At 65.5% G+C, this 25,033-nt stretch carries 19 protein-coding genes; 13 read left to right on the top strand and 6 right to left on the bottom strand.

The window, feature by feature from the left end; all coding sequences use genetic code 11:
• The first annotated feature begins 36 nt into the window (after positions 1–36).
• The 6 genes from WFH44_RS14940 (at position 37) to WFH44_RS14915 (ending at position 7,676) form a co-directional block, all read left to right on the top strand.
• Complete coding sequence (locus WFH44_RS14940; protein ID WP_336714706.1) at positions 37–714, top strand: DUF6766 family protein; 678 nt, start codon at positions 37–39, stop codon at positions 712–714.
• 188 nt (positions 715–902) lie between these two features.
• Positions 903–1,988, top strand: a complete 1,086-nt coding sequence (locus tag WFH44_RS14935) for an inositol-3-phosphate synthase (RefSeq protein ID WP_336714705.1) — start codon at positions 903–905, stop codon at positions 1,986–1,988.
• 141 nt (positions 1,989–2,129) lie between these two features.
• Positions 2,130–3,206 (top strand): acyltransferase, encoded by a 1,077-nt coding sequence (locus tag WFH44_RS14930; protein WP_336714704.1) that lies wholly within the window; start codon positions 2,130–2,132, stop codon positions 3,204–3,206.
• Between the two features lie 199 nt (positions 3,207–3,405).
• Complete coding sequence (locus WFH44_RS14925; protein ID WP_336714703.1) at positions 3,406–4,872, top strand: GntP family permease; 1,467 nt, start codon at positions 3,406–3,408, stop codon at positions 4,870–4,872.
• Positions 4,873–4,999: 127 nt separating this feature from the next.
• On the top strand, positions 5,000–5,701 hold the full coding sequence (locus WFH44_RS14920; RefSeq protein WP_336714702.1) for a GntR family transcriptional regulator: 702 nt from the start codon (positions 5,000–5,002) through the stop codon (positions 5,699–5,701).
• A 175-nt stretch (positions 5,702–5,876) separates the two neighbouring features.
• Entirely contained in the window at positions 5,877–7,676 is a 1,800-nt protein-coding gene (locus tag WFH44_RS14915) for a dihydroxy-acid dehydratase (RefSeq protein WP_336714701.1), read from the top strand.
• An 89-nt stretch (positions 7,677–7,765) separates the two neighbouring features.
• On the opposite strand, the gene WFH44_RS14910 is transcribed toward WFH44_RS14915, so the two are convergent.
• The gene (locus tag WFH44_RS14910) at positions 7,766–9,127 is read right to left on the bottom strand and encodes an MFS transporter (RefSeq protein ID WP_336714700.1); all 1,362 of its coding nucleotides are present in this window, start codon (positions 9,125–9,127) and stop codon (positions 7,766–7,768) included.
• 366 nt (positions 9,128–9,493) lie between these two features.
• On the opposite strand from WFH44_RS14910, the gene WFH44_RS14905 reads away from it, so the two are divergent.
• Positions 9,494–10,291 carry an IclR family transcriptional regulator gene (locus tag WFH44_RS14905; RefSeq protein ID WP_336714699.1) on the top strand — a complete coding sequence of 266 codons (798 nt, stop codon included), beginning with the start codon at positions 9,494–9,496 and terminating at the stop codon, positions 10,289–10,291.
• On the opposite strand, the gene WFH44_RS14900 is transcribed toward WFH44_RS14905, so the two are convergent.
• Both WFH44_RS14900 and WFH44_RS14895 read right to left on the bottom strand, forming a co-directional pair.
• Positions 10,292–11,170, bottom strand: a complete 879-nt coding sequence (locus WFH44_RS14900; protein ID WP_336714698.1) for an IclR family transcriptional regulator — start codon at positions 11,168–11,170, stop codon at positions 10,292–10,294.
• Positions 11,171–11,326: 156 nt separating this feature from the next.
• Positions 11,327–12,097, bottom strand: coding sequence for an N-carbamoylsarcosine amidohydrolase (locus WFH44_RS14895; protein ID WP_336714697.1), 771 nt, complete (start codon positions 12,095–12,097; stop codon positions 11,327–11,329).
• Between the two features lie 733 nt (positions 12,098–12,830).
• Between WFH44_RS14895 and WFH44_RS14890 the strand changes: the two genes are divergently transcribed.
• The 3 genes from WFH44_RS14890 (at position 12,831) to WFH44_RS14880 (ending at position 18,698) form a co-directional block, all read left to right on the top strand.
• Positions 12,831–16,697, top strand: coding sequence for a hydantoinase B/oxoprolinase family protein (locus WFH44_RS14890; RefSeq protein WP_336714696.1), 3,867 nt, complete (start codon positions 12,831–12,833; stop codon positions 16,695–16,697).
• A 125-nt stretch (positions 16,698–16,822) separates the two neighbouring features.
• The gene (locus WFH44_RS14885) at positions 16,823–18,190 is read left to right on the top strand and encodes an MFS transporter (RefSeq protein WP_336714695.1); all 1,368 of its coding nucleotides are present in this window, start codon (positions 16,823–16,825) and stop codon (positions 18,188–18,190) included.
• A gap of 205 nt (positions 18,191–18,395) precedes the next feature.
• Positions 18,396–18,698 carry a DUF4193 domain-containing protein gene (locus WFH44_RS14880; RefSeq protein ID WP_336714694.1) on the top strand — a complete coding sequence of 101 codons (303 nt, stop codon included), beginning with the start codon at positions 18,396–18,398 and terminating at the stop codon, positions 18,696–18,698.
• Positions 18,699–18,721: 23 nt separating this feature from the next.
• On the opposite strand, the gene WFH44_RS14875 is transcribed toward WFH44_RS14880, so the two are convergent.
• Positions 18,722–19,099: a DUF1622 domain-containing protein gene (locus WFH44_RS14875; RefSeq protein WP_336714693.1), complete on the bottom strand. Its 378-nt coding sequence runs from the start codon at positions 19,097–19,099 to the stop codon at positions 18,722–18,724.
• Positions 19,100–19,421: 322 nt separating this feature from the next.
• A complete protein-coding gene (locus WFH44_RS14870; RefSeq protein WP_336714692.1) occupies positions 19,422–20,291 on the bottom strand; it encodes a 3-hydroxyacyl-CoA dehydrogenase family protein in 870 nt (289 codons plus the stop codon).
• Positions 20,292–20,495: 204 nt separating this feature from the next.
• Here WFH44_RS14870 and WFH44_RS14865 point away from each other — a divergent pair, with 204 nt between their 5' ends.
• Complete coding sequence (locus WFH44_RS14865; RefSeq protein WP_336714856.1) at positions 20,496–21,128, top strand: GntR family transcriptional regulator; 633 nt, start codon at positions 20,496–20,498, stop codon at positions 21,126–21,128.
• Positions 21,129–21,253: 125 nt separating this feature from the next.
• Complete coding sequence (locus tag WFH44_RS14860) at positions 21,254–22,639, top strand: MFS transporter (RefSeq protein ID WP_336714691.1); 1,386 nt, start codon at positions 21,254–21,256, stop codon at positions 22,637–22,639.
• A 172-nt stretch (positions 22,640–22,811) separates the two neighbouring features.
• Here WFH44_RS14860 and WFH44_RS14855 read toward each other — a convergent pair whose 3' ends face one another.
• Positions 22,812–23,393, bottom strand: a complete 582-nt coding sequence (locus tag WFH44_RS14855; RefSeq protein ID WP_336714690.1) for a TetR/AcrR family transcriptional regulator — start codon at positions 23,391–23,393, stop codon at positions 22,812–22,814.
• Between the two features lie 141 nt (positions 23,394–23,534).
• Here WFH44_RS14855 and WFH44_RS14850 point away from each other — a divergent pair, with 141 nt between their 5' ends.
• A complete protein-coding gene (locus tag WFH44_RS14850; RefSeq protein WP_336714689.1) occupies positions 23,535–24,992 on the top strand; it encodes an APC family permease in 1,458 nt (485 codons plus the stop codon).
• The last annotated feature ends 41 nt before the right edge of the window (positions 24,993–25,033 follow it).

The following is a 25,033-nucleotide window of genomic DNA, read 5'->3' as shown; positions in this document are numbered from 1 at the left end:
CCTGGCCTACATGCTGACGATCGGGGTGCTGGCCCGATGAAGCACAATCCCCTGCTGACCAACGGGCTGAGCATCGCCTTCAGCTTCCTGTTCGCGTTCTCGCTGCTCGGGCAGGCCTTCTCCGGGCTGGCCTACTTCAACGACCAGCAGCAGACCTCGCAGCTGGAGCCGGTGGGCTTCTGGCAGTACGTGACGTCCTCGAGCTTTGCGGTGGACGTCGCCGAGAACTGGCAGTCCGAGTTCCTGCAGTTCCTGCTCTACATCTGGCTCACAGTCTGGCTGGTCCAGAAGGGATCCCCGGAGTCCAAGGAGATCGACAAGCGCGGCACGGAGTCGGACAAGGAGGAGCTGATCGGCCGGTTCGCCAGGCCGGACTCCCCGAAGTGGGCCAAGGCCGGCGGGCTGAAGACCCACATCTACTCGAACTCGCTGATCCTGGTCATGGGCGGCATCTTCCTGGGCTCCTGGTTCGTGCAGTCCGTCGCGGGCTTCAGCGCGTTCGCCGAGGAGCAGCTGGCGAACCTCCAGGACCCGGGGACCTGGGGCGAGTACGTGCTCTCTCCGGAGTTCTGGAACCGGACCCTGCAGAACTGGCAGTCCGAGTTCCTCGCCGTCTGGGCCATGGTGATCCTCTCGGTCTATCTGCGCCAGCGCGGCTCCCCCGAGTCCAAGCCCGTGGGCGAGCCGCACGACTCCACCGGCGCGAGCAACTAAGCCGGCGTAGCCGTACCCCTCCCGGCAACAGGTTGGGAGGCGCACGCAAGCCGCCTGCCGCCGTCGTACGTGCAACAATTCCCGGCGGGAATCACAGCAGTAAGGTGAACGTTGCGTAACGAAGTAAGCTAGAGAGGTTGCCTGCCCTCGGCCGGGCGGCATACCAGGATTGTTGTTGAAGGAGAACCGTGGCAGAGAACCCCATCCGGGTCGCGATCGTCGGCGTTGGCAACTGTGCGGCTTCGCTGGTGCAGGGCGTCCACTATTACCGGGACGCCGATCCGGAGTCGACCATTCCCGGGCTGATGCATGTGCAGTTCGGCAAGTACCACGTCAACGATGTGCAGTTCGTTGCCGCGTTCGACGTGGACAGCAAGAAGGTGGGGCTGGACCTGGCCGACGCGATCGGCGCCAGCGAGAACAACACCATCAAAATCGCCGACGTGCCGGAAACCGGCGTGAAAGTCCAGCGCGGCCACACCCTGGATGGCCTGGGCAAGTACTACCGCGAAACCATCGTCGAGGCGGACGAGGATCCGGTGGACATCGTCGCCGCACTGCGCGAGGCCAAGGCGGACGTCGTGGTCTGCTACCTGCCGGTCGGCTCCGAGCAGGCCGCCAAGTTCTACGCCCAGTGCGCGATCGACGCCGGCGTGGCCTTCGTGAATGCGCTGCCGGTCTTCATCGCCGGCACCAAGGAGTGGGCGGACAAGTTCACCGCCGCGGGCGTGCCGATCGTCGGTGACGACATCAAGAGCCAGATCGGCGCCACCATCACCCACCGCGTGATGGCCAAGCTGTTCGAAGACCGCGGCGTCACGCTGGACCGCACGTACCAGCTCAACGTCGGCGGCAACATGGACTTCAAGAACATGCTCGAGCGGGACCGCCTCGAGTCCAAGAAGATCTCCAAGACCCAGGCCGTCACCTCGAACACCTCGGCCGAGCTGGCCGCCGACGACGTGCACATCGGTCCGTCCGACTACGTTGCCTGGCTCGATGACCGCAAGTGGGCGTTTGTCCGCCTCGAGGGCCGCAACTTCGGCGACGCCCCGGTCTCGCTGGAGTACAAGCTGGAGGTCTGGGACTCCCCGAACTCCGCCGGCGTGATCATCGACGCCGTGCGCGCCGCCAAGATCGCCCTGGACCGCGGCGTCGGCGGCCCGATCCTGTCTGCTTCGAGCTACTTCATGAAGTCGCCGCCGGAGCAGTACAACGACGACGCCGCCCGCGAGAAGGTCGAAGCCTTCATCCGCGGCGACATCGAACGCTGACCATCGAGGCCCCCGGATCGCTTCCGGGGGCCTCCGCCGTCGTTCCTGCGCTCAAGCTGTGACCTGTTCGCGCGCTCACCCCGCTCCGCGCTTCGGCATAACTCGCGCAACCGGAATCAACGGCCTCCGGCCTCCTCGCTCATGAGCACCGCCACCACACACGCCGCCACCCGCCAGCGGAATTACGCGCTGGACATCCTGCGGATCGTCTGCATCCTCGGCGTCGTCGCCATCCACGCCTACGGGGAAATCGCCGGGGACGCCGGCCTCCGCGGGCAGCCGCGCTGGCTGGCCGCCGCCATCATCGACATCGCGTTCATCTGGGTGGTCCCGGTCTTCGTCATCATCTCCGGCACGCTGACGCTGGCCCCCCGCGCGCACCGCGATGGCGCCCTAGCGTTCTACCGGAAGCGGGCGCTGCGGCTGCTGCCCGCGCTGGTGTTCTGGCATCTCGTCTACATTTTCGTCGGCCGCGGCCTGCTCATGGGCCAGGAACTCGAGCCCGGCGCGATCGCCGACGCCGTATCCAGCACGAAGCTGGCCCCGCACCTGTACTTCCTCTGGCTGATCCTCGGCCTCTACCTCGTCGCCCCGCTGATCGCCCGCTTCCTGCGTTGCGTGAGCCCGAGGACGGCGGGACTGACGACGGCGGCAATGCTGCTTCTGTGCCTGGCCATCTTCAGCGCGCAGGCAGTCAGCATCCAGTACGGTTTGGACTGGCGCTACCCGTGGAACGTGCTGACGCAGTGGTTCCCGTACGTCGGCTACTTCATGGCAGGCTGGGTCCTCGCCCAATTCAACCTGCGCAAAAGGTATGCCGCCCTGCTCGGAGGCGCCGCCGTCGTACTCTCCGCCTTCAACATCTGGCACTGGATCCACCGCGACAGCACGCCGCTGCTGAATATCGTCACGCCGTCCAGTTATCTCGGCCTCGGCGTTATGGCCGCCGCCCTCGCCATTTTCACGTCGGCCTACCACCTGTTCCGAGGCTGGCAGCCCCGCCCCGCCTGCGCGAAAGCCATCATTGCCCTCTCCAACGCCTCCTTCGGCGTCTACCTGTCCCACTACCTCATCCTGCTCTGGCTCACCTTCGCGGTCTTCGACGGCGCCGACCCCACCCTCGCCCTCGTCACCCTCAAGTTCGTGATCGCCGCCCTGGGCTCCTTCGCCCTGTCCCTCGCTGCCCTCCGCATCCCCGTGGCCCGCGTCCTCGTCTGACCGCGAGGGCAGCGAGACGGTGCTTCCGGGACCCGAGCCATCCTGAAATACGGGTTGCCGTGGACGGGAGTGATGTGGTTCACTCGTCGGGATAGATTATCAATAATTTCATTGACGGTTGCCGAAGGCGCTGCCGTTACTGACTCTGGCCCTTCTTTCATTGCTCCATCCAGAGCGACTGAGACAGGAATCTTCCGGCATGAACCTCACCATCACCCACGAGGCATGGGTCATCACGGCAGCCGTTCTGGCTGTCGCACTCCTACTCCTCCTCATCATCAAGTTCAAGTGGCAGGAGTTCGTCGCCCTGCTCTTCACGTCCATCGTCTTCGGGCTTGCCATCGGGCAGAACCCCAACGAGATGCTCACATTCATTGTCGAAGAGATGGGCTCGTCGCTGGGACAGCTCTCGCTGGTCATCGGGCTCGGGGCGATTTTCGGCATGATGCTGCAGCGCGCCGGCGCCGCCCAGCGGATCGCGCTGACGCTGGTCGAGAAGTTCTCCGACCGAACCATCGCGCTCGGCCTAAGCGCCGCCGGCTTCCTGGTGGGAACGTCGGTCTACATTGACGTGGCGATCGTCATCCTGGTCCCGATGCTCTACCAAGTCGCCCTGAGGACCGGAAAGTCGCTGCTGCACTACGGGATCCCGCTCTGTGCCGGCCTGAGCACCGCCTACACGTTCATGCCGCCGGCCCCCGGTCCTCTCGCCACCGCGGGCATCATGAACGCCGACGTCGGCCTGGTGGTCCTGTTCGGCCTGATCTGCGGGTTACCTGCCGTGCTGGTGGCTGGTCCGGTTTTCGGCCGCTTCATCTCCAAACGCATCCATGTCGAACCGCCCGTTCCCGTTTCCACGGAATCGTCCGGTGCGCAGGTCCAGGACGCTGATGGAAACCGGGCGCAGGACCTGGCCCGGGACGGATCTTCCGGAACCGCTGGAGCCGCGCTCGGGCAGCGCGGCTCCGCACCGGTGGCTGTCGATGAACGGGGCGTCCCGCTGCCCAGCCTCGTCTCCGTCGTCGGCGCGCTGCTCCTGCCGCTCATCCTCGTCGTCGTCGGCACCGTCGGCCGCCTCGTCGGCGGGCCTGTGGGCGAGGTCTTCCAGTTCATCGGCAATCCCGTCATCGCGATGCTGGCCACGTGCCTGTTCTCCCTGTACTTCTTCGGAGTCCGCCGCAAGCTGCGCAAAGAAGACCTGCAGGACATTGCCACGGCCGCCCTTGGCCCCGCCGGGATGATCATCCTCATCACCGGCGCCGGAAGCGTCTTCGGCGGGGTCCTTGTGCAATCCGGGCTCGGCGACACCCTTTCGGAGGGAATGCAGTCCGCAAGCGTTCCGCTGGTGGTCTTCGGTTTCGTCGTGGCATCGGTCATGCGCATCTCCCAAGGATCCGGACTCGTGGCCATGGTCACCGGCGCATCCTTCAGCGCGCCGCTTGCCGAGACCCTGGGCGCAAGTCCCTCCGTCGTAGCGCTGACCTGCATCGCGATTGCCTGCGGCGGCGCCGGGTACTCGCATGTCAACGACTCGGGTTTCTGGATGGCCAACCGCTACTTCGGGATGTCCGTTGCCAACACCTTGAAGTCCTGGACAGTCATGAAGACGCTGGTCGCGCTGACCGGCTTCACCATGGTCCTGATCCTCAGCTTCTTCATCCGCTGACAAGCACCGGCCCCAAGGAACTTCCCATGCGATTCCCGCGAAGCCACCACCTGGACAAACACGGGCACCGGATGCTCCGTGCCTACAATGGCAAGACCACCCACGGTGCCACGCCGGAGCCGCCGCCATGGCCCTCCGTGCCGCACCTACGCCATCGAAGGAGCACGAATCCACCATGGCCCGCGCCACCGCTGCCACCACCGCCGCAGCAATCGCCGACGCCGTGGAGGAAGACGTCGTGCTCGGACGGCTCTACCCGCGGGAGCGGCTCGTCGAAGACGAGCTCATGGCCCGCTTCGAAGCCAAGCGGCACGTCGTGCGGGCCGCCCTCCAGCTCCTGGAAACCCGGGGACTGGCGGAACGGCGGCCGAACGTCGGCGTCGCAGTCAAGTCCTTCTCGGCCGCGGAGGTCGGGCAGCTGTATGAGCTGCGCACGCTGCTCGAATCGAACGCCGCGCGGCTCATCAAGCTGCCCGTCGACGCGGACGCGCTACGACCTGTCATCCAGGCACGGGACGAGCACCGCACGGCCGTCGGGAACCGCGACCTGCCGGCGATCGTCAGGGCAAACGACGTATTCCACAGGGAGATCTACAAGCTCACCGGGAATGCGATCCTGGCCGGCGCCATCCGCCACTATGCACAAATGGCCTCGCCGATACGCTTCCTGAACGTCTCCTCCCCGGAAAAGATGGAGCGTTCGATGGCGGAACACGATTTGATCGTGGAGGCGCTCCAGGGCACCGACTCCGAGGAACTCGCCCGGCTGTGCCGCGAGCACCTCATCCCTTCGAGGGACTACTACCTCGAAAAGAGCACCACTTCCTAAATGGGTTCGAAGGATTGCGCCAGCACCATCGTGCGCTAGAATTATCAATAATTTTATTAAAGAATCCAGTTATCTTCGAGTGTCCGCCCCTCCCCGCCCGAGGGGTTGTGGAAACGGCAGTAGGACCTGCCCCGCAGGCTCCACCGACTCCAGTACTGAGAATCCGAGGGACCGCATGAGCACCAACCACATCGACAACACCCAGCCCGGGACGGGCGGCGCGTCCGCGCCCGATCACGGAGAGACCGGGCTGTACCGGGGGCTAACCAACTACGGGGACCGCGAGTTCGCCCGGTATCTCCGCCGCACGTTCGCGCATTCGACCGGGCGCAGTCCGGAACTGCTCGAGCGCCCGGTGGTGGGCATCGCGACCTCGACCAGCGACTTCAACAACTGTCACCGCCAGCAGCCGGAACTCATCGAGGCCGTGAAGCGCGGCGTGCTTGCCGCCGGGGGTGTTCCCATGGAGTTCCCCACCATCTCTCTGGGCGAGGGTTTCCTCTCCCCCACTTCGATGGCCTACCGGAACCTGATGGCCATGGACGTGGAGGAAATGGTGCGGGCCCAGCCCATGGACTCCGTGGTGCTGGTGGGAGGGTGTGACAAGACCGTCCCCGCCCAGTTGATGGGCGCCTTCTCCACCGACCGCCCCGCGGTGCAGCTCGTGGTGGGTCCCATGATGACGGGCCGGTTCGAAGGGGAGCGACTCGGCGCGTGCACCGACTGCCGCCGCTTCTGGGGCCAGTACCGCGGCGGGGCGATCAGTGGCGAGACGATCAAGAAAGTCGAACGCAACCTTGCGACCACTACCGGCACCTGCGCCGTCATGGGCACGGCCAGCACCATGGCCTGCATCACCGAGGCCCTGGGCATGGCGCTGCCGGGAAGCGCGACCGCGCCGGCCGTACACTCGGACCGCCTCCGCTTCGGCGAATACTCCGGCCGCCTCGCCGTCGAACTCGCCGGCAACCGGCTGGCGCCCTCGCAAATCGTCACCGCGGCATCCGTGCGCAACGCCCTGCGCATCCTGCTCGCTATCGGCGGATCAACCAACGCCCTGATCCACCTCACCGCCATGGCCGGCCGGCTCGGCATCGAACTGGACCCCTCGGAGCTCAACGCGCTGTCCGACGAGACGCCCGTCCTCGTGGACCTCAAGCCCACCGGCGCCCACTACATGGAAGACCTCCACGCTGCCGGCGGTGTGCCGGCGATCATGCGCGAACTCCGCGGCCTCCTCGAGCTCGATGCGGCAACGGTCACCGGACAAACCATCGGCGAAGTGATCGAGGGCGCCGACCCCTGGGTGGACCATTCGGTCATCCGACCCGTCACCGACCCGATCCGGCCGCAGGGCGGACTGAAATGGCTGACCGGTTCCCTGGCCCCGAAGGGCGCCCTCATCAAGCGCTCAGCCGCCAACCCCGAATTGTTCGAACGCACAGGCCGCGCCGTCGTCTTCACTTCACTTGAAGACCTCTCCCAGCGCATCGATGATCCGGAGCTCGATGTCGAAGAGGATGACTTCCTCGTGCTGCAGAACGCCGGGCCGATAGCGGCTGGCATGCCCGAAGCCGGCTACCTTCCGATACCTGCCAAGCTCGCGTCCCGCGGCGTCCGGGACATGGTGCGCCTCTCGGACGCGCGCATGAGCGGGACCGCCTACGGAACCATCGTGCTGCACATCGCTCCCGAAGCCGCCATCGGCGGTCCGCTCGCATTCGTTCGCAACGGCGACCGGATCAGCCTCTCCGTCGCGGAAGGACGCATCGACCTTCTCGTAAACGCCGACGAACTCGAAGCACGAAAAGCGGCAGCGCAATTCGCCGCGACGGACACAGGCAGCCAAGTGACCGGCTACCAGAGATTGTTCCGGAACCACGTCATGCAGGCCGACCGCGGATGCGACTTCGACTTCGCAACACCAATGAACGCCGAACAAGCCGAGCCGGCCGGACAGCACGCAAGAGCATGAAATGAGGCGCGCCTCCCCGGGGGTCGGGGAGGCGCGCATCGAGGGATAACAGCGTATCCGTTCGGGACAGCCCGAATGCCGGAGTGGCGTTATTTCCCGGCGTTGCGTACGGCTTTGTCTTCCTCTTCGAAGGACTTCCTGGAGGTTTCCGGCATGAAGAAGGTTGCGACAAGGGCCCCCGCCGCGATGACGGTGAGGTAGATGGCGGGTGCCAGCTTGTTGTCGGTGAGGGAGATCAGGAAGGTCGCCACGAACGGTGCCGTACCGCCGAAGATGGCGTAGCTGACGTTGTAGGTGACTGCGGATGCGGTGTACCGCACCGCCGTCGGGAAGGCCTCGCTGAGCAGCACGGCCGTGACGACGTTGGCCGTGACGGCACCGACGGCGAGCAGCAGCTGGCCGCCCAGGGCGTTGGCAAAGCTGCCGCCGCCAGCCAGCAGGTACGCAGGGATTGCCAGTCCGCCGAGCAGCACCGAGGAGGCGAACATGGTGCGGCGGCGCCCCACCCTGTCGCAGATGCGGCCGATGACCGGGGCGATCACGGCTGCGAATGTCAGTGCCAGCACATTGCTCATCAGCACCAGTTCAGACGGCAGTCCGACGACTTCACTGAGGAAGGTGGTCATGTAGGTAGAGAACGTGTAGAAGGACAATGCGGTGAGGCTGATGTAGCCGGTGAGGATCGCCATCGGTTTCCACTGCTTCTTCAGTGTGGCGCTCAGCGGGGTGTGCGTGGCGGCGGAGCTTTCGGATACCTCTTTGAACAGCGGGCTTTCGTCGAGTTTGCGCCGGATATAGAAGGCGATGAGTCCCATCGGAGCCGCGACGAGGAACGGAATGCGCCAGCCCCAGCTGTCCATGGACTCTGCCGGGAGGTTTGCCGTGAGCAGGTAGCAGAGCAGCGCCGCTCCCGCGAAGGAGGCGAAGGTGGACGCCGGCATCCAGCTGCTGTGGCGGGAGCGCTCGTTCTGCGGTGAGTGTTCAATAACGTACGTCACGGCACCGGCGTACTCGCCGCCGGCCGACAGGCCCTGCAGGCTGCGCGCCAGGGTCAGCAGGACCGCGGCCCAGATCCCGATTGTTTCGTAGGAGGGGAGCAGGCCGATGCTCATCGTGGCCCCGGACATGAGCAGAACGGTCAGGGCCAGGACCCGTTTGCGGCCGATCCGGTCACCCAGCATGCCGAAGAACGCGCCGCCGATGGGCCGCAGGGCGAAGGCGACAGCGAAGACCGCGAATGTCTGCAGGAGCGCGACCACGGTGTCACCCTCCGGGAAGAATGTCCTGGCGATGATGGGGGCCAAGAATCCGTAGACGGCGAAGTCGAACCATTCGACGACGGTGCCGGCGGAGGCCGCGAACGTCACTTTCCGCAGCGTGGCAGGAGAGACGTTGGCCGTTCCTGCTGCGGAAGCCGAAGTGGAAGTTGATGGGTTGTGGTCCAGTTGCATAGCTGCTCCCGATTGGGGTGCCGTGCCGGCACCCGGCTTTGTGGAGAGGACGAACCTTCGGACAGTCGGCACGGGCTGTAGCCTTGGCTGTGCCTTGTTAGGGAATGGGGGCTCGGCTGAAGCGATGCAACCACCCCAGTTGCTTTTAGATCAATATAGTTGCATCAGCAGCAACAAGCAAGGGTTTTTCCCCGTAATGCTCTTACCGGGCTCGGGGCAGGTCCGAGCGCTTCGAACCCGCCCGGGTGGTGCTCCGATGCCGGAGCTGGGCGGAAGCCGAAGGCGGGATCTTCCACCTCACCGCGCGAAGCGGAGCATATGATGGCCAGAAGAGTGGTGACAGTCGCGCCACGCGAAAGGATGCAGATGGCAGGCAGGCCGAGGCAGGAGAACGGGCAGGTCCAGGGGGCTGCGGCTTCGCTGCTGAACGGTCTTGCTGTGCTGGAAGCCTTTTCCGTTCAAAAACCGGTGCTAGGTGTAACCGAGGTCGCTCAGCGCGTGGGCCTGCACAAGAGCACGGTGTCGCGCATTCTCGGTGGCTTGACCGATGCCGGATATGTCCAGCGGGATGAGGAGACAGGCCGGTACCGGCTCGGTCTGGGCCTCATTGCGCTGTCCGGCCCCTTGCTGGCGGATTTGGATGTCCGCCGTGCTGCGGTTCCGTACCTGGAACAGTTGACCGAAAGCACCCAGGAGACCAGCGCAATCGCGGTCTGGAATGGCCATGAGGCCATCGTCGTGGAGCAGGTCGCCAGTCCGCACCAGGTCAAGCACACGGCCACCATCGGAACCCGATACAACAAATTCGAGAGCTCCTCGGTGCGCGTGTTCCTGGCGGAGCTAGCGCCCGGCCTGGCGACCGAACTGATCGAATCCGGGCGGATACATCGCGTGGCAGGCGACGGCTTGCCTCTGGACCACACCTCCCACCTGCAGGAGGTCGCCCGGCAGGCATACGCCGTCAACGACGGGGCGACTACCGATGAGGAGTTTGGAGTCTCCGCCCCGGTCCGCGATTACCGCGGCAAGGTGGTCGGTTGCATCACCGCATCTGCTCCCCGTTCCCGCGTGCACAAGCATGCAACCGGGGACGCACTGGTGCAGGCCGTGCAACACGCTGCCGCGGAAGTATCCGTCCGCCTGGGCTGGTCCGCCGCCAGCTGATCACCGTGCACCGGCTGCGGGAAGCAATGGCTCGGGGCGCTTCCCCCGAGGGTCCGTGACGGCAGTCGACGCGCCGGATGCGTTTTCCGCCGACCAGCTCCCTAGCCGGGCGGACATTCGGGCGGCAGCCCGGAGCACTGCATCGCGCAGAATCGCTTGGCTCTGCCGGTATTGCACTCGGGACCGGGGCGCGCTGGCCGTGACGCAGCCGACGACCGCGCCCCGGTAGTCGCGTACGGGCGCGGAAACGCCGTATTCCTCGAACGTGGTCTCGCCGTCGTTGACGGCGAACCCATGCTCCCGCACGTCGGCGAGCCGTTCGTGTGCCGGGTCCTCGAACCCCCGATAGCCGTCCCGCAGCACCACCCGGGCAGCAAGGAGGCGGTCGGTCTCCTCGGGCGGCAGCTCGGCGAGGAAGATCTGGACCGAGGAGCTGGCGAACTTGTTATAGCGCGTGCCGATCGCCGCGCTGTGCTTGACCTGATGCATGCTGGCCGTCTGTTCCACGACGATCGCATTGGTACCGTTCCAGACGGCAATCGCTGCCGTCTCCCCCGTGGTTTGTGTCAGTTCTTCCAGATGAGGCAGCGCGGCCCGGCGGACGTCGAGCTCGGAGAGCAGCGGTCCGGCCAGGCCGATCATCCCGAGCCCGAGCCGGTACCGCCCAGTGTCATCGTCGCGCTGGACGTATCCGGCTTCGGTCAGTCCCGTGAGCATCCGGGAGACGGTGCTCTTGTGCAGGCCGACCAGCTCGGAGATCTCCGTGACGCCCAGGAGCGAACGCTTGGCGACGGAGAAGGCCTCGAGGACGGCAAGACCGTTGAGCAGAGATGCCGCCGCCCCTTGAGGTTTGTCGGTGGTGGTTTGCGGGTCAAGCATGAGTGCTCCCTTTCCGTTCGCCCGGCGCAACAGACGGCGGCCGCCCGGTACGTTGGTGTCCTCCCGGATGTGCGTCAGCCCGGCACCACTGAGGGTGCCGGGCTGACGCCGGGCCGGCCCGGGAATGCCGGCCCCGAGCCTGCTAGTACGGGTGGCTCAGGCCGGATCCGCGGGAGCGGCGACCTCGGGCTGGGGATCCGAGAGGGTCTTCGGGACGGTGTCCTCGAACTGCGGGAGGCGGTTCAGGTACTCCACCACCGCATCGGTGGACTCCACGTCACCGAATTTGTTGTCGATGTCGTAGAGGTTCCACTGCACGACGCCCGGGACACGGTCGCCGATGGTCTCCCTGGGGATGATCGGGCGGAAGCCCTTCGCGATCGCGTCCTCGACGGTGTGGCGCACGCACCCGGCCGCGGTCGCACCGGTCACGATCAGGGTGTCGATTCGGTTGGAGGTCAGGAAGAGCTCGAGGTTCGTTCCCGGGAACGCCGAGGCGCGGTTCTTCTCGATCACAACCTCTCCCTCTGCGGGTGCGATGCGGTCGTCGATCTGCGCCCAGTAGGAATCCGCAGGAAGGGTCTCCGTGGGGATCTTCGAGTACCACAGGCCCATGTCGTTCGTGCCGGAGGTGGCGTCGCGGTTGCGGTACACGTTCGTGGTGTAGAAGACCGGGACTCCCTTGGCGCGCGCAGCCTCGTTAATCCGCTGGACGTTCGGGATGATCTCCTCCATGCCCGGGCAGCTGAACGGGTGGCCCGGACGGGTCCAGGCGTTCGCGAGGTCGATGTGGATGACGGCGGGGCGGTTGCCGTAACCGATCCGGCGCTTGAAGCCGCGCTCGTTGTAGATGCCCGTGCCGGCTTCGAACGCCTCCTCCAGTACTGCTGCGAGACGGGCTTCGATGTCGTTGGTCGTAATCGTCATGGCTCTCTCCACTCTCATATTTGTGTGTTGCTGACCGAGCAACTTGGTTGCTGTGTTGACTACGGTAGCGCATGAACTGGCGCTGCACCAGAGGTTCGTCGAATCTGTTTTTCCTCTGACTACCGGCTCGGGCCGGAGGGAGCATCCAGCGCGACCGTGCGACTGGCCAGCAGTGGTCCGGCCAGGCCGATCATGCCGAACCCGAGCCGGCATCACCCCGCACCTTCATCGCGTTGGACGTACCTGGCTGCGGTCAGCCCGGTGTATCGCCGGCTCCAAGCCGGGGTCCACGCCTCGACCGGGCTCTTCCGGGACCACAGGTTCTGACGAATTGCCAACCGTCGCGGGTCGCCGGGAAAAACACTTCGGCTCGTCGCACGCTGCTCCATCCGACCTGCCCAGCCGAACGCCACGGACTGGCGGAATCCCCGGGAACGTGGGGCGACCAGCCCTCAATCGGACACGGTGCCCGGCATGCCCACGGAAGCACGCCGCAAAAAAGACGCGTCATAACCATTGCGTGTTGTTGCTGGGGGAACTAAATTGCTTAGCAAGCAACCAGAAGTGAGCAAGAGCACATCAAGTTGCGGGATTGGATTCCGGCCCGGGGGATTAGGGCTCCAATCCGGGGCAGAGCGGACCGGCCCAAGCCCTTTCCTTCGACCCCAGGCCTTCCCTTCAACCACGACTTCCGTACAACGCAGTCCTGAGCCCAACTTCCGAAAGGACCATCATGAAGCGCATCGGAGTAGACGTCGGCGGCACCTTCACCGACCTGTATTTCTCGGACGACGACCAGCGCATAGCCGTTGTGGAAAAAGTTCCGTCCACTCCCCACGACCCGTCTGAAGCCGTGATCAATGGCATCAAGAAGCTCTGCGCGAAGGCCGGAGTGTCGCTCGCGGAGATCGACCAGCTGGTGCACGGGACCACGGTGGCAACGAATACCGCGCTGACGCACACCGGTGCGGAGGTCGGGATGATCACTACCGACGGTTTCCGGGACATCCTGCACATCGCCCGCCACAAGAAGCCGCACAACTTCTCGCTCCAGCAGGACATGCCCTGGCAGACCAAGCCCCTGATCAAGCGCCGCCATCGCCTTACCGTCAAGGAGCGCATCACCGCCCCGAACGGCGACGTCCTGGTACCCCTGGACGAGGACGAGGTCCGGGAGCGGGTGCGCGAGCTCAAGGCTGCCGGCGTAGAGGCCATCGCCGTCTGCCTGCTGCACTCCTACCTGAACTCCGCCCATGAGCAGCGGATCGGGGAGATCGTCGCGGAGGAATTCCCAGAGGCTTACCTCTCCCTATCCAGCGACATCGTGCCCCTTTACCGGGAGTATGAGCGGTTCTCCACCACGGCCTTGAACGCCTATGTAGGGCCCAGGGTTTCGCGGTACCTTTACCGCCTGCAGGAACAGGCCGAAAGCCTGGGCTATCAGCGCGAGATCCTTCTGATGCAGTCCTCCGGCGGGATGGTCCCGATCAAGGAGGCTGCCAAGCGGCCCGTGACACTGATGATGTCCGGACCGGTCGGCGGTCTGATCGGCGGCATGTGGGCAGGCCGGCAGTCCGGCTTCGAGAATGTCGTCACCTTGGACATCGGCGGCACGTCGGCGGACATCGGTGTGGCCTACCAGGGTGAACTGCGCATGCGCCACCTGCTGGACACCAAGATCGGCGACCACCAAGCCATGGTCCCCATGGTGGATATCGACACCATCGGTGCCGGCGGCGGCTCCATCGCCTACGTCGACGCCGGCGGCGTCTTCCGCGTCGGACCCCAGTCGGCCGGCGCCGACCCGGGCCCGGTTTGCTACGGCCGGGGCGGCACGGAACCGACGTCGACCGACGCCCAAGTGCTGCTGGGCCGCATGCGCCCCGACCGTGTCCTCGCCGGATCCGGACTGGACATGGACCTCGACGGCGCCCGCCACGCGATGGAGGGACTGGCCGGAAAGCTGGGCATGTCCGTCGAGGAGGCCGCCCTCGGCGCCCTCCAGATCCAGAAGTTCGGCATGACCCAGGCCATCGAGCAGAACTCGGTGCGGCGCGGCTACGATCCGCGCGACTTCACCCTCGTGGCAGCTGGCGGTGCGGGCGCCCTGTTCGCCTGTGAAATCGCCGCGGAGCTCGAGGTACCGAACGTGCTGATCCCGGCCCACCCGGGCATCATCGCCGCAACCGGCCTGCTGGCCACGGACGAACAGTACGAGTTCGTCGCCACCAACCGGTTCACGTTCCGCGACGCCGATCCTGCTGCCATCCAGGCCTCTTTCGAACAGCTGGAGCGCGAAGCCAATGCCCAGTTGGACGCGGAGGACGTCCCCGCCGGCCGACGCCGCCTGGACTGGCTGGCCGATGCCCGTTACGAGGGCCAGGGCTACGAGATCCGCTTCGACGTCCCGGAGGGCCCGGTCACCTCGGCCTGGCTGGTCCAGGCGGAGGCCGCCTTCCACGACGCCCACTTCGAGGAGTACGGCCACCGTTTCAAGAACGGCACCGTCGAGGTCATCAACATCCGGGTCGAAGCCCGCGCCTTGATGGACGAACTGCCCACGCCGGAGGCGACGAAGTCCGGGTCCCTCGAGGATGCCCTCGTGGAGACCCGCCCGGTGACCTTCGACCAGGACGGCAAGCCCGTCACCGTGGACACCGGCTTCTATGACCGCGAGAAGATGGGGGTGGGCACCTCCTTCGAAGGCCCGGCCATCATCGAGCAATACGACTCCACCGTTGTTATTCCGCCGGGCTTCTCCGGAACCGTGGATGCTGCCGGCAACCTCGTGATCGCCTGCCCCGCAGCCGCCGAAACCGCTGAAAAGCTGGCCACCCCGATCCTCATGCGCGTGATCGGCGGCGCCCTGAATTCCGCGGCCAAGGAAATGGCCTCGGTGCTGTTCCGCATGGCCTACTCCTCGATCATCCGCGAGTCCGAAGACCTCGGCGCGGGCCTGTTCGACAAGGACGGCAACGTCCTGGCCGAGTCCGACTCCACGCCGATGTTCATGGGCTCCATGCCCAAGATCGTCAAGGGCGTGATCTCGGTCCTCGGGGACGACATCCACGAGGGTGACGTCATCCTGCACAACGACCCGTACCTGGGGGCGACCCACTCCCCGGACGTGGCCATCATCGAGCCGATCTTCCACGACGGCGAACTCGTCGGCTTTGCCGGCGCCTCGGGTCAGCTGATCGACAACGGCGGCGCGTTCTCCGGCCTGATGGTGGACATCCAGGACGTCCAGTCCGAGGGCACGATCTTCCGGGCCGTGAAGATCTACGAGAAGGGCGTGCGCCAGGAATCCCTGATCCGGCACATCCTCAACAACACCCGGACGCCAACCTCCAACGAGGGCGACTTCCAGGCCATGATTGCCGCCTGCGAGCTGGCCAAGTCCCGCTACCTGGCCCTGATCGAGCGCTACAGCTTCGCGGCGGTGCGCGAGGCCGGCCAGAGCTGGATCGATTACTCGGAGCGGATGCTGCGCCAGGAAATCGCCAAGATCCCGGACGGCGTCTACGAGACGGAAGTCGGCTACCTCGACGACGACGGCCGCAACTACGGCAAGAAATTGCCGATCGTCGTGAAGGTGATTGTCGAGGGCGACGAGATTACCTATGACCTCACCGGATCCTCCGAACAGGTGCCAACCGCCTACAACTGCGCCTTCGAGGGCACGACGGTCTCGGCGTTCACCTTCATCACCCGCATGATGTTCCTGGACGAGGTAGCCTTCCCGGTGTTCGTGCCGCAGAACGAGGGCATGCTCAAGCCGCTGAAGGTGATCGCCCCGGAGGGCACCATCTTCAATCCCAAGTACCCGGCCGCAACCTTCTCCCGGTTCTCCCAGGTGCAGCGCGCCGTCGACCTGGCGCTGCGAGCCCTCTCCCCGGTCATCCCCGATCGCGTCACCGCCGGCAACTCCGCCCACATCCACTTCATCTCCTACTCCGGATGGGACGAGAAGCAGGGCGAGTACTGGGTCTACCTGGAGGTGAACGAGGGCTCCTACGGCGCCCGCGCCACCAGCGACGGACCCGACTCCGTGGACAACCTCATCGCCAACACCCGCAATAACCCGATCGAGGAGCTCGAATGGCGGTTCCCGATGCGCACCGACCGCTACGAGCTGCGCTCGGATCCGGCGGCGGCGGGCGAGTTCCGCGGCGGGATCGGCATCGTCCGGGAAAACACCTTCCTGACCGACACCGTGATCACCTGCGAGGGCGAACGCCACGAGTCGGACGCGCCGTGGGGCGCCTACGGAGGTCATGACGGTCTCAACGGCTCGCTCGTGAAGAACCCCGGCCGCACGGGTGAGGAGTCCTGGCCCTCCAAGGTCACCGGCCGCCAGTTGCTGGCCGGAGACTCCCTCCAGATCACCGTGCCCAGCGGCGGCGGCTTCGGCGACCCGCTCCGGCGGGACCCGCTGAAGGTCCTCGAGGATGTCCTGGACGGCTTCACGACCGCGGAGGCGGCCACCCGGGACTACGGCGTGGTCCTCAGGGAGGTCGACGGCCAGCTCACGGTTGATCTGAAGGCCACCGCCGAGCGTCGGGAAAACGCAAAGTCGGAGCTTGCTCCAACCCGCTGATCGAAGATCTGCGGCAGTAAGGGGGGCGGCCTGGAGGCCAGCTAGCAACGTTGGCTCCCGGGCCGCCCCCTTTTCGCTCCGGAATCATCACATCGCTACCCCTATCTCCGTGAATAGGAACCGTCATGTCCACTTTTCAAACCTCCCAATTCGTCGAGTCCGATATCAGGCCCAAGGACGTCCGGCTAGCCACCTGGATTTGCTTTTTCGCCTGGACCTTCGCCGTCTATGACTTCGTCCTGTTCGGCAACCTCCTGCCACAGCTGGCGGCAGACCTCGGCTGGACTGCGGCCCAGTCCACCGAGGTCAACACCTGGGTGACGGCCGGCACTGCGATCGTCGCCTTTGCGATCGGCCCGGTCGTCGACCGGATCGGCCGCCGCAAGGGCATCCTGATCGCCGTCGCCGGTGCCGCCGTCGCCTCCCTGCTGACCGCTATGGTCGGCTGGGTCGCCGGCATCGCTGCCGGCCTCGGACTCGTCTTCCTCGTCCTCGTGCGTTCACTCGCCGGCCTCGGCTACGCCGAACAGGCCATCAACGCGGCCTACCTCAACGAGATGTTCGCCCACAGCCATAGCGACCCGGCCAAGGCGCGCCGCCGCGGGCTCATCTACTCGCTCGTCCAGTCTGGCTGGCCGGTCGGCTCAGTTCTGGCCGCCGGGTCCGTCTACCTGCTCTTCCCCATTGGCGGATGGGCGCTCTGCTTTGTCGTGGCCGCCGTCCCGGCCATCTTCATCATCATTGCCGGCCGTTGGCTCAAGGAAAGCCCCCAGTTCGCCCACCGCCACCAGATCGACAAGATGATCAAGGACGGGCGGCGCGAAGAGGCGCAGCAACTCGGGGAGAAATACGGCATCGACGTCTCGGAGAAGGCCAGTCCGCTCGTCTCCGTCTTCCGCGGGGAGTCGCGGCGGTCCGCTTTGACGATCGGCGGCGCCTTCCTCCTGAACTGGCTCGGCGTCCTCGCCTTCGCAATCCTCGGCACGTCGCTGCTTTCGGCCCCGGACGGCAAGAACATCGAGTTCGACAACGCGCTGCTGATCCTCATCATCTCCAATGCGACGGCCTTCGCCGGATACCTGTTCCACGGCTGGCTGGGTGACCGGATCGGACGCCGCAACGCGATCGGCATCGGCTGGATCCTGTGCGCCGTCTCGTTCTTCATCATGCTCCAGGCCCCCAACGGGAACTTTCCGCTTATCGTTGCCCTGTACAGCGCCGGGCTGTTCTTCCTGATCGGGCCTTTCTCCGCCCTGCTGTTCTTCACCGGCGAAAGCTTCCCCGTCCACACCCGGGCCACGGGAAGTTCCATCATCAACGCCTCAGGCCAGGTCGGCGCGATCCTCGGCGGCCTGCTGATCACCGCCACCCTCGCTGCCGGTGGCGGCTGGATCAACGCGAGCCTTTGGTGGGGCGTCCTGCCCATCCTGGGCTCCGGTCTGCTGATCTTCGCGGCCCGGAACGTCGACCCGCGAACGGTCCGCAAGGACTGACTGGTCCGAACTCCCGGCACAACACCATCCGCCCGGCGGCAACTCCCGGTTCCAGGGAGTTCCTGCCGGGCGGCTGGCCTTAATCCATGGCCGCGGGGCACGGGGCAGCGCCTATGAGGATTGTCACACTCGTGGACGGGGAATACCCGCGCGATAGCAGACGTTGTAAAGCATTCATCCACCTTCAGAAAAGAGATTGAACCAAGTGGCAACCGATTACGATGAGGTCCGGGCCGACGTCAAGGAGTCCCAGGACAAGTCCCTGCAGGCAGTACGGTCCGCAAATGCGCCCGGCGCCCGCAGCGTCGTCATGGAACTGGACGAAGCCGACGGCCTTGATGGAGCCGGTGTACCCGGCGGCGAGTTCATCGCCGAGGAACTCAACGTCCAGGTCATCCCCCAGGCCGACGACGAATTCACCTGCTACTCATGCTTCCTCGTCCGGCACCGCTCCCAGATCGCCCGGCAACAAGGCTCCCACGCCTACTGCAGCGACTGCGAGGGCTAGACGCCCAACAGCGTCCGGACCAGCTACTCAGCTGCCCGTCCACCCGAATTCGCAGGCAGCTGCTCTTCCTTCCCCTGCCATGGCCACCTGCCAGTGATTTCGAGCTCCAGCGACCAGCTCAGGAATGTACGGATCAACACGATCACGGCCAGCGCAGCTACGCTTTCCAGCGTCGGACTGACGGCTACTGTGCGGATAATATCCGCCGCCACGAGCAGTTCGAGCCCCAAGAGGATTGAACGTCCAAGGAACCGGCGGAACCCCTCGTACACCCCGGCCTGCCTTCCGAGGAGCTTCGGCACGGCGAACGTCGCAGCCAGGACGGCACCGATCACCATGGCAAGGACACCAGCAGCATCGATAACGCGGCCGGCCGTCTCGATCAGTTCTCTGAAGTCCATGCGCCCACGCTACAACTGAGCCACGCCCGCGCAACCCCTGGCGGCGTCGTCGTAACACCGGTCACCGGAGAGACATCGCGCTTACTGCTTCGCGACAATGGGCGGACTTCGCCAGGGGTCGCCGAAGGCTTCGGGGCCACCGAGATCATCGACAAAACGATTAAGAAGCAGTCCTTCAGGACCTGGGGACCAACGACGGCGGGGATCCGGCTTCTGCTCTTGGCCCACCTCGAGGGCGTCGAGGGCAACGTGGCCATGCCCCTCAACGCCCTGTCCTCCACCCAGCTTTTCGGCTCCATGGGGAAGAAGCAGCCGCAGCAATTCAGCTCCAGTCGAAGAAGCCCTTGCCGGCCTTGCGGCCCAGTTCGCCATTGGCGACTTTATTCCTCAGGATCTGTGGCGGCGCGAACCTGTCGCCGAGTGTCTTGTGCAGGTACTCCGCGATGCCAAGGCGAACGTCGAGGCCGACGATGTCGGTGGTCCGCAGCGGTCCCGTGGGGTGCTTGTAGCCCAGGACCATCGCGTTGTCGATGTCCTCGGCGGAGGCAACGCCTTCCTCGACCATCCGCATGGCTTCGAGCGCGATGGCGACGCCCAGCCTCGAGCTGGCAAATCCGGGGGCATCGTTGACGACGACGGCGGTCTTGCCCAGTGCCCGGACCCAGCCACGCGCCGTCCCTACCAGCTCAGGACGGGTCTGCCGGCCGATGACGACCTCGATGAGGGTGGAGGCCGGAACGGGATTGAAGAAGTGCAGGCCGAGGAAATCCTGCGGCCGGGCCAGCTCTTGGGCCAGGTCGCTCACGGACAGCGAGGACGTGTTCGAGGCCAGCACGGCACCCGGTGCGAGGCGTTCCTCGACCCCACGGAGCGCGACGACCTTGAGGTCCCAGTCTTCGGGCACGGCCTCGATGACCAGCCCGCGGTCTGCGAAATCTGCATAGTCCACAGAAACGGCCAGACGGGAGGCCATCTCGTCGAGGTTCGCGTCCTCCGCGCCGCGCTCGATTGATTTCGCGGCGGACGATTCGACCCGCTCGCGAGCCGCCTCCGCGGCGGCTTCGTCGCGCTCAACCACCAGGACGTCCGCCCCTTTGAGCAGGAACGCGTGGGCGATGCCCGCCCCCATGCGGCCTCCACCGAGTACGCCGACCTTGGCGGGAAGCCCTGCGGGATGTTCGGAGTTGCTCATCTCTACTTCTTCTTCCTGTCGAGGAACGCCTGCATGCGTTCGAATTTGCCGGGGACTCAAACAGCATTCCCTGGGGCCAGCGTATCGATGAGCGGGTGGACTTCGCGCGGGGTATCTCGATCGATCCGTCTCTCAAGACCACGCACTCCCCCTCGGTGGGCGGTAAATTGAGGAGTTGAGCTTGCCCGAACGGGGGAACAGACCATCGAATCGCTTGCAGACATCGCCTACAAGGTCATCGCCGACCGCATCATTACCCTCCAGATTCGTCCCAACGAGCCCATCAACGAATCCCAGCTGTCCAAGGAAATGCAGATGGGAAGGACGCCGATTCGAGAGGCCTTGCGTCGGCTCGAAGGTGAAGACCTGGTGGTGACCCAGCCCAGGAAAGGTTCGTTTGCGGCACCGATAAACCTTACTGACCTCTCCGAGGTCTCGCAGATCCGCCAGATCCTCGAACCGGTTGCAGCCGAAATGGCCGCGGAGAACCTCCGCCCGCCGCAGGGGGATGAACTCCGCAGGTATCTCGATCTTCTGGGCTCCCTGAGCGCAAGGGCCGTCGACCAGCACGAGCTCATGCGCTTCGACCTTGCCGTGCACCAGGTCATCTACGAGCTGTGCGGGAACCGGCATCTCATGGACACGCTGCTCCGATACGCGCACCACTCCACCCGGATCTGGTCAATGGTCCTCGAACGCCGCGCCCTGGTGACCGAACACATAAATGAGCTGGGGCCCATCATGGAGAGCATCCTGTCCAAGGATGCCCGGACCGCCCGGGACCTCATGGACATCCACGTCCGCAGCTTCAACGACTCCGTAACCAGCAGCATGTAACTTCTCCGTTCGGCGACGAAATAGATTGACGTGTGACGCGCCACACTCTATCTTCTGATATATCACTCGTCGTCAGGCTGTCGGCAATAGCACGGCGGCAATTCTTCCGGTTCCAAAGGAGATCCATGGACATCCATGCCGCGATTGACGAAGCGCGCTTCACGCGTTTCCATAAAAAGCTGGTCGCCGCCTGCATGGGCGGGCCGATCCTCGACGGCTACATTCTGAGCATCATCGCGATCGCACTGATCGGCATCACCGCGGACTTCGGACCCAGCCCGCTGGAGACGAGCCTGATCGGCGCCTCGGCGCTCGTCGGCATCTTCCTCGGCGCTGTTTTCCTCGGCCCGCTAACCGACCGCATCGGCCGGCAGCTCATGTACACCATCGACCTTTGGGTCCTCGTGCTCGGCTCCGTCCTGCAGTTCTTCGTCCAGGACCCGCTCCAGCTCATCGTGGCCCGCTTCATCATGGGTCTGGCCATCGGCGCTGATTACCCGATCGCCAACTCCCTGCTCGCCGAGTGGCTCCCCCGGAAGCGCCGCGGGCAGATGCTCGGGGTCCTGCAGGTGGGATGGTTCATCGGCGCCGCCACGGCAGCCCTCGTCGGTTTCTTCATGTTCGAGCTCTTCGGCCCGGAATCCTGGCGCTGGATGCTCGGTTCTTCCGCGGTCCTCGGAGCGATCGTCATGCTCCTGCGCCTGGGCACCCCCGAGTCCCCGCGCTGGCTCCTCCACCACGGCCGGGTCCAGGAGGCGAAGTCCTCGCTGCGCGCGGCCCTTGCCGACCAGCTCAGCATCGAGCAGGTCGTGTTCGATTCCACTCCACAGGAGAGCGAGCAGACCGGCAAGGTCAATCTCCGGGTGCTCCTGCAGGGGACGTACCTCAAACGCATCATCTTCTGCAGCGGCTTCTACACCTTGCAGGTAGGACCGCTCTTCGCCATCTTCACGTTCGGGCCAACGATCCTCTCGGCCTTCGGCCTCGGCGAGGGCAACGCCTCCAACCTGGGCTCCGTGGTCATCGACCTCGTGTTCCTGGCCGGCTGCATACCCGCGCTGAAGCTCATCGAAACCTGGGGCCGGCGGCCGCTCATCATCTGGTGCTTCGCGCTCATGGCGATCCCGCTGTTCATCCTCGGCTTCGCCCCCTCTGCCCCGGTGGGCGTCATCGTGGCCTGCTTCTGTGCCTACGCGCTGTTCTCCGGCGGTCCGAGCATCCTCGAGTGGGCCTACCCGAGCGAGCTGTTCCCCACGAACGTGCGGGCCAGCGCCGTCGGCATCACCACCGCCGCCAGCCGCATCGGCGCGGCGCTGGGAACCTTCGGGCTTCCGTTCGCCCTAACCGCATGGGGCATCGGCCCGACTATGATCATCGCCGGCGCCGTCACGGCCGCCGGCTTCGTCCTGTGCCTCTTCATGGCGGAGGAAACCCGAGGAATGACACTGGCTCAGGCCGGCGGCGAAACAGAAGCCCATCCGGCCACCGCACCGGTCCACGAATCAGTCTGACCCTGATCTCAACAGCAGCGGGCGCGGCGGATTTTCGCCGGGCCCGCTGCCCGTTAAACGGTGGGAACGCTTTCGCGCACGTGGCGATGGCCGCCGTCGTACCCATGCTGCCGGTGCCGCCGCTGGGACACTGGATCAACACGCACATCATCCGCGAGTGGGGAGCTCAGCTCTAGGCCGGCTGACCGCTTGCGACCAGATTCGTTTCCAACAGTCGTCCGATGCACTCGATGGCCTCGCGCACGACGTCGGCATCGGCGACAGTGAGCTGCTGGAGCACCAGGCCGTCCAGTGCTGCGAAAATCGCGCGGGCCAGGGGCTTGGTGTTCGCATGTCCGTGGCGCGCGAGGGCCAGCTCGAGGGCCTCAATGTACCCCTCGTAGAGAGCCACGGCCTCGTCCCGGAGGTCGGGGCGCCGCCGCGCTTCCAGCACGAATTCGTACTGGAAGATCTGCAGCTGGGGTTCCTTCGCGACGAGTTCCACGAGCGCACGGGCGAAACTGCCATCGATGGTCTCGGTCGCCGATAGATCGCTCAGGCGGATGGCGCGTGCGGTCGCCCACGCCACGGCCTCGTGGAGCAGCGCATCCTTGGTACCGAAGTGATGGCTGATCAGGGTGTTGTTGACGCCGGCGACCTCCGCGACCGCGCGAAGTGTCAGCCCGTGCAGCCCGCGTTCGGCCACCACAGCCACGGTGGCCGCGAGCAGGGCCTCCCGCCCCTCGCCGTACTTGTTGTTCCGCGGTAACGCCACAGACCCGAGTCTAGTCGGCAAATTTCTCCTTGACAGCAAAACTAAGCAGTTGCATAGTTGTTGTTTGTGGCGCAGCGCACGTCACAGCCTCTTCCGGGGATCCGTCCACCCCGATCAGTCCTAACCCTGTTGAAAGGCCGCATGAAGGCTGGTTCACTCGAGCACACAGAAACCGTTCCCGCCCTGCACCGCACGCTGCGGTGGCAGGACGCGTTCGCCCTCGCCATGGCCGTTTCCGGCGGCCTCTTCGTCTCTTTCGGGCCGACGATGGCCGCCATCGGCGCACTGTCGGCCATGTTCATCTGGGCCCTTGCCGCGGCCATCGGCTGGGCGCAGAACCACCTCTTCGCGGAGATGGCCTCGATGTTTCCGGACAAGCCGGGCGGAGTCCCGGTCTATGCCCACGAGGCGTGGAAAGGCAGGTTCGCCCCGGCCGGCGCCCTCGCCACGTTCGGCTACTGGTTCGGCTGGTCGGCCGTCATTTCGATCGTCAGCCTCACGGCCGGCGCCATTATCCAGGCCCGCTGGCTTCCCGACGCGACGTGGACGCTCAATCTCGGTTTCCTGCAGATCGGAGTCGCGCAGCTGATCGGCATCGGGTTCATCCTGGCGCTCATGGTGCCCAACCTGTTCGGCGCGCAGCCGGCAGCATGGGTGAACAAGGTCTTTGGCGCCCTGCTCCTCATCCCCCTGCTGACCTTCGTCGTCGCACCGCTGGTCAGCGGCCAGTGGGACGCCGCCAACCTGGCCTGGGGCCTCGGCCAGCCCGACGCCGACCATTGGGGTGGATGGCAGGACGCCGCGGTCTGGCTCTACCTCGTCGGCTGGACCGCCTACGGCACCGAGATGTGCGCCGCGTTCACGCCCGAGTACCGCAGCAATAAGGACGCGCGCCGGGCCCTGTCCACGTCGGGTGCGTACACGTTCATAATGTTCGCCCTCGTCCCGATCGGCATCGGAGGGCTCATGTCCCAAACGGACGCCGCGGCGGACCCGGCCGCGGTCTTCGTATCCGGCTTCGCCACGGTCCTGCCGGCGGGCTTTGCCGGAGACGCCGCGCTCGTCATCACCATCGGCGCCCTGCTGATGGGCGTCAACGCCAGCATGGCCGACGGCTCCCGCGCCCTCTACGGCGCAGCCATCGACGGACTCGTCCCGCGCCAGCTCGAAACGCTCAACCGCCACCAGGTTCCCGCGAGGGCGATCATCGCCGCCGTCATCATGAACATCCTGCTGGTCCTCTTCGTCTCCAACCCGATCGGCATCCTGGTCGCGGCCAACATCGGCTACCTCCTCGCCATCCTGCTCGCCGTCTCCGGTTTCCTTCTCCTGCGCAAGGACCGCCCCAACGCCCCGCGCAGCTTCAAGCTCGGCCGCTGGGCCGTCCCGCTCGCCGCCGTGCTCACCGTGTACGGAGCAGCCGTCCTCGTTGTCGGCGCCTTCTCCTCCGAACTCTCCGGCTACGGCGGGCCCGTGGAACTGGGGATCGGCCTCGGCATCCTCCTCCTTTCCCTGGTCCTGTTCGTCGTACGACGGCGGTTCCAGGACCGGATGCCGCTGCTGCGCGAACCGCAGTCCGCGCCCGACGCCGACTCCTGAGCCCGTCAGCACCCACAAATCGACCACTACAAAGGAGCAAC

Source organism: Arthrobacter sp. USHLN218, from assembly GCF_037144715.1.
Taxonomy (GTDB): Bacteria; Actinomycetota; Actinomycetes; order Actinomycetales; family Micrococcaceae; genus Crystallibacter.
This window is presented reverse-complemented; position numbering and strand designations above follow the sequence as displayed.

Coding starts and splice junctions, on each gene's coding strand:
- WFH44_RS14850 (WP_336714689.1), top strand. CDS start 23,535: ATGAAGGCTGGTTCACTCGAGCACACAGAAACCGTTCCCGCCCTGCAC.
- WFH44_RS14860 (WP_336714691.1), top strand. CDS start 21,254: ATGGACATCCATGCCGCGATTGACGAAGCGCGCTTCACGCGTTTCCAT.
- WFH44_RS14925 (WP_336714703.1), top strand. CDS start 3,406: ATGAACCTCACCATCACCCACGAGGCATGGGTCATCACGGCAGCCGTT.
- WFH44_RS14930 (WP_336714704.1), top strand. CDS start 2,130: ATGAGCACCGCCACCACACACGCCGCCACCCGCCAGCGGAATTACGCG.
- WFH44_RS14885 (WP_336714695.1), top strand. CDS start 16,823: ATGTCCACTTTTCAAACCTCCCAATTCGTCGAGTCCGATATCAGGCCC.
- WFH44_RS14900 (WP_336714698.1), bottom strand. CDS start 11,170: ATGCTTGACCCGCAAACCACCACCGACAAACCTCAAGGGGCGGCGGCA.
- WFH44_RS14915 (WP_336714701.1), top strand. CDS start 5,877: ATGAGCACCAACCACATCGACAACACCCAGCCCGGGACGGGCGGCGCG.
- WFH44_RS14905 (WP_336714699.1), top strand. CDS start 9,494: ATGGCAGGCAGGCCGAGGCAGGAGAACGGGCAGGTCCAGGGGGCTGCG.
- WFH44_RS14890 (WP_336714696.1), top strand. CDS start 12,831: ATGAAGCGCATCGGAGTAGACGTCGGCGGCACCTTCACCGACCTGTAT.
- WFH44_RS14875 (WP_336714693.1), bottom strand. CDS start 19,099: ATGGACTTCAGAGAACTGATCGAGACGGCCGGCCGCGTTATCGATGCT.
- WFH44_RS14895 (WP_336714697.1), bottom strand. CDS start 12,097: ATGACGATTACGACCAACGACATCGAAGCCCGTCTCGCAGCAGTACTG.
- WFH44_RS14910 (WP_336714700.1), bottom strand. CDS start 9,127: ATGCAACTGGACCACAACCCATCAACTTCCACTTCGGCTTCCGCAGCA.
- WFH44_RS14940 (WP_336714706.1), top strand. CDS start 37: ATGAAGCACAATCCCCTGCTGACCAACGGGCTGAGCATCGCCTTCAGC.
- WFH44_RS14920 (WP_336714702.1), top strand. CDS start 5,000: ATGGCCCTCCGTGCCGCACCTACGCCATCGAAGGAGCACGAATCCACC.
- WFH44_RS14870 (WP_336714692.1), bottom strand. CDS start 20,291: ATGAGCAACTCCGAACATCCCGCAGGGCTTCCCGCCAAGGTCGGCGTA.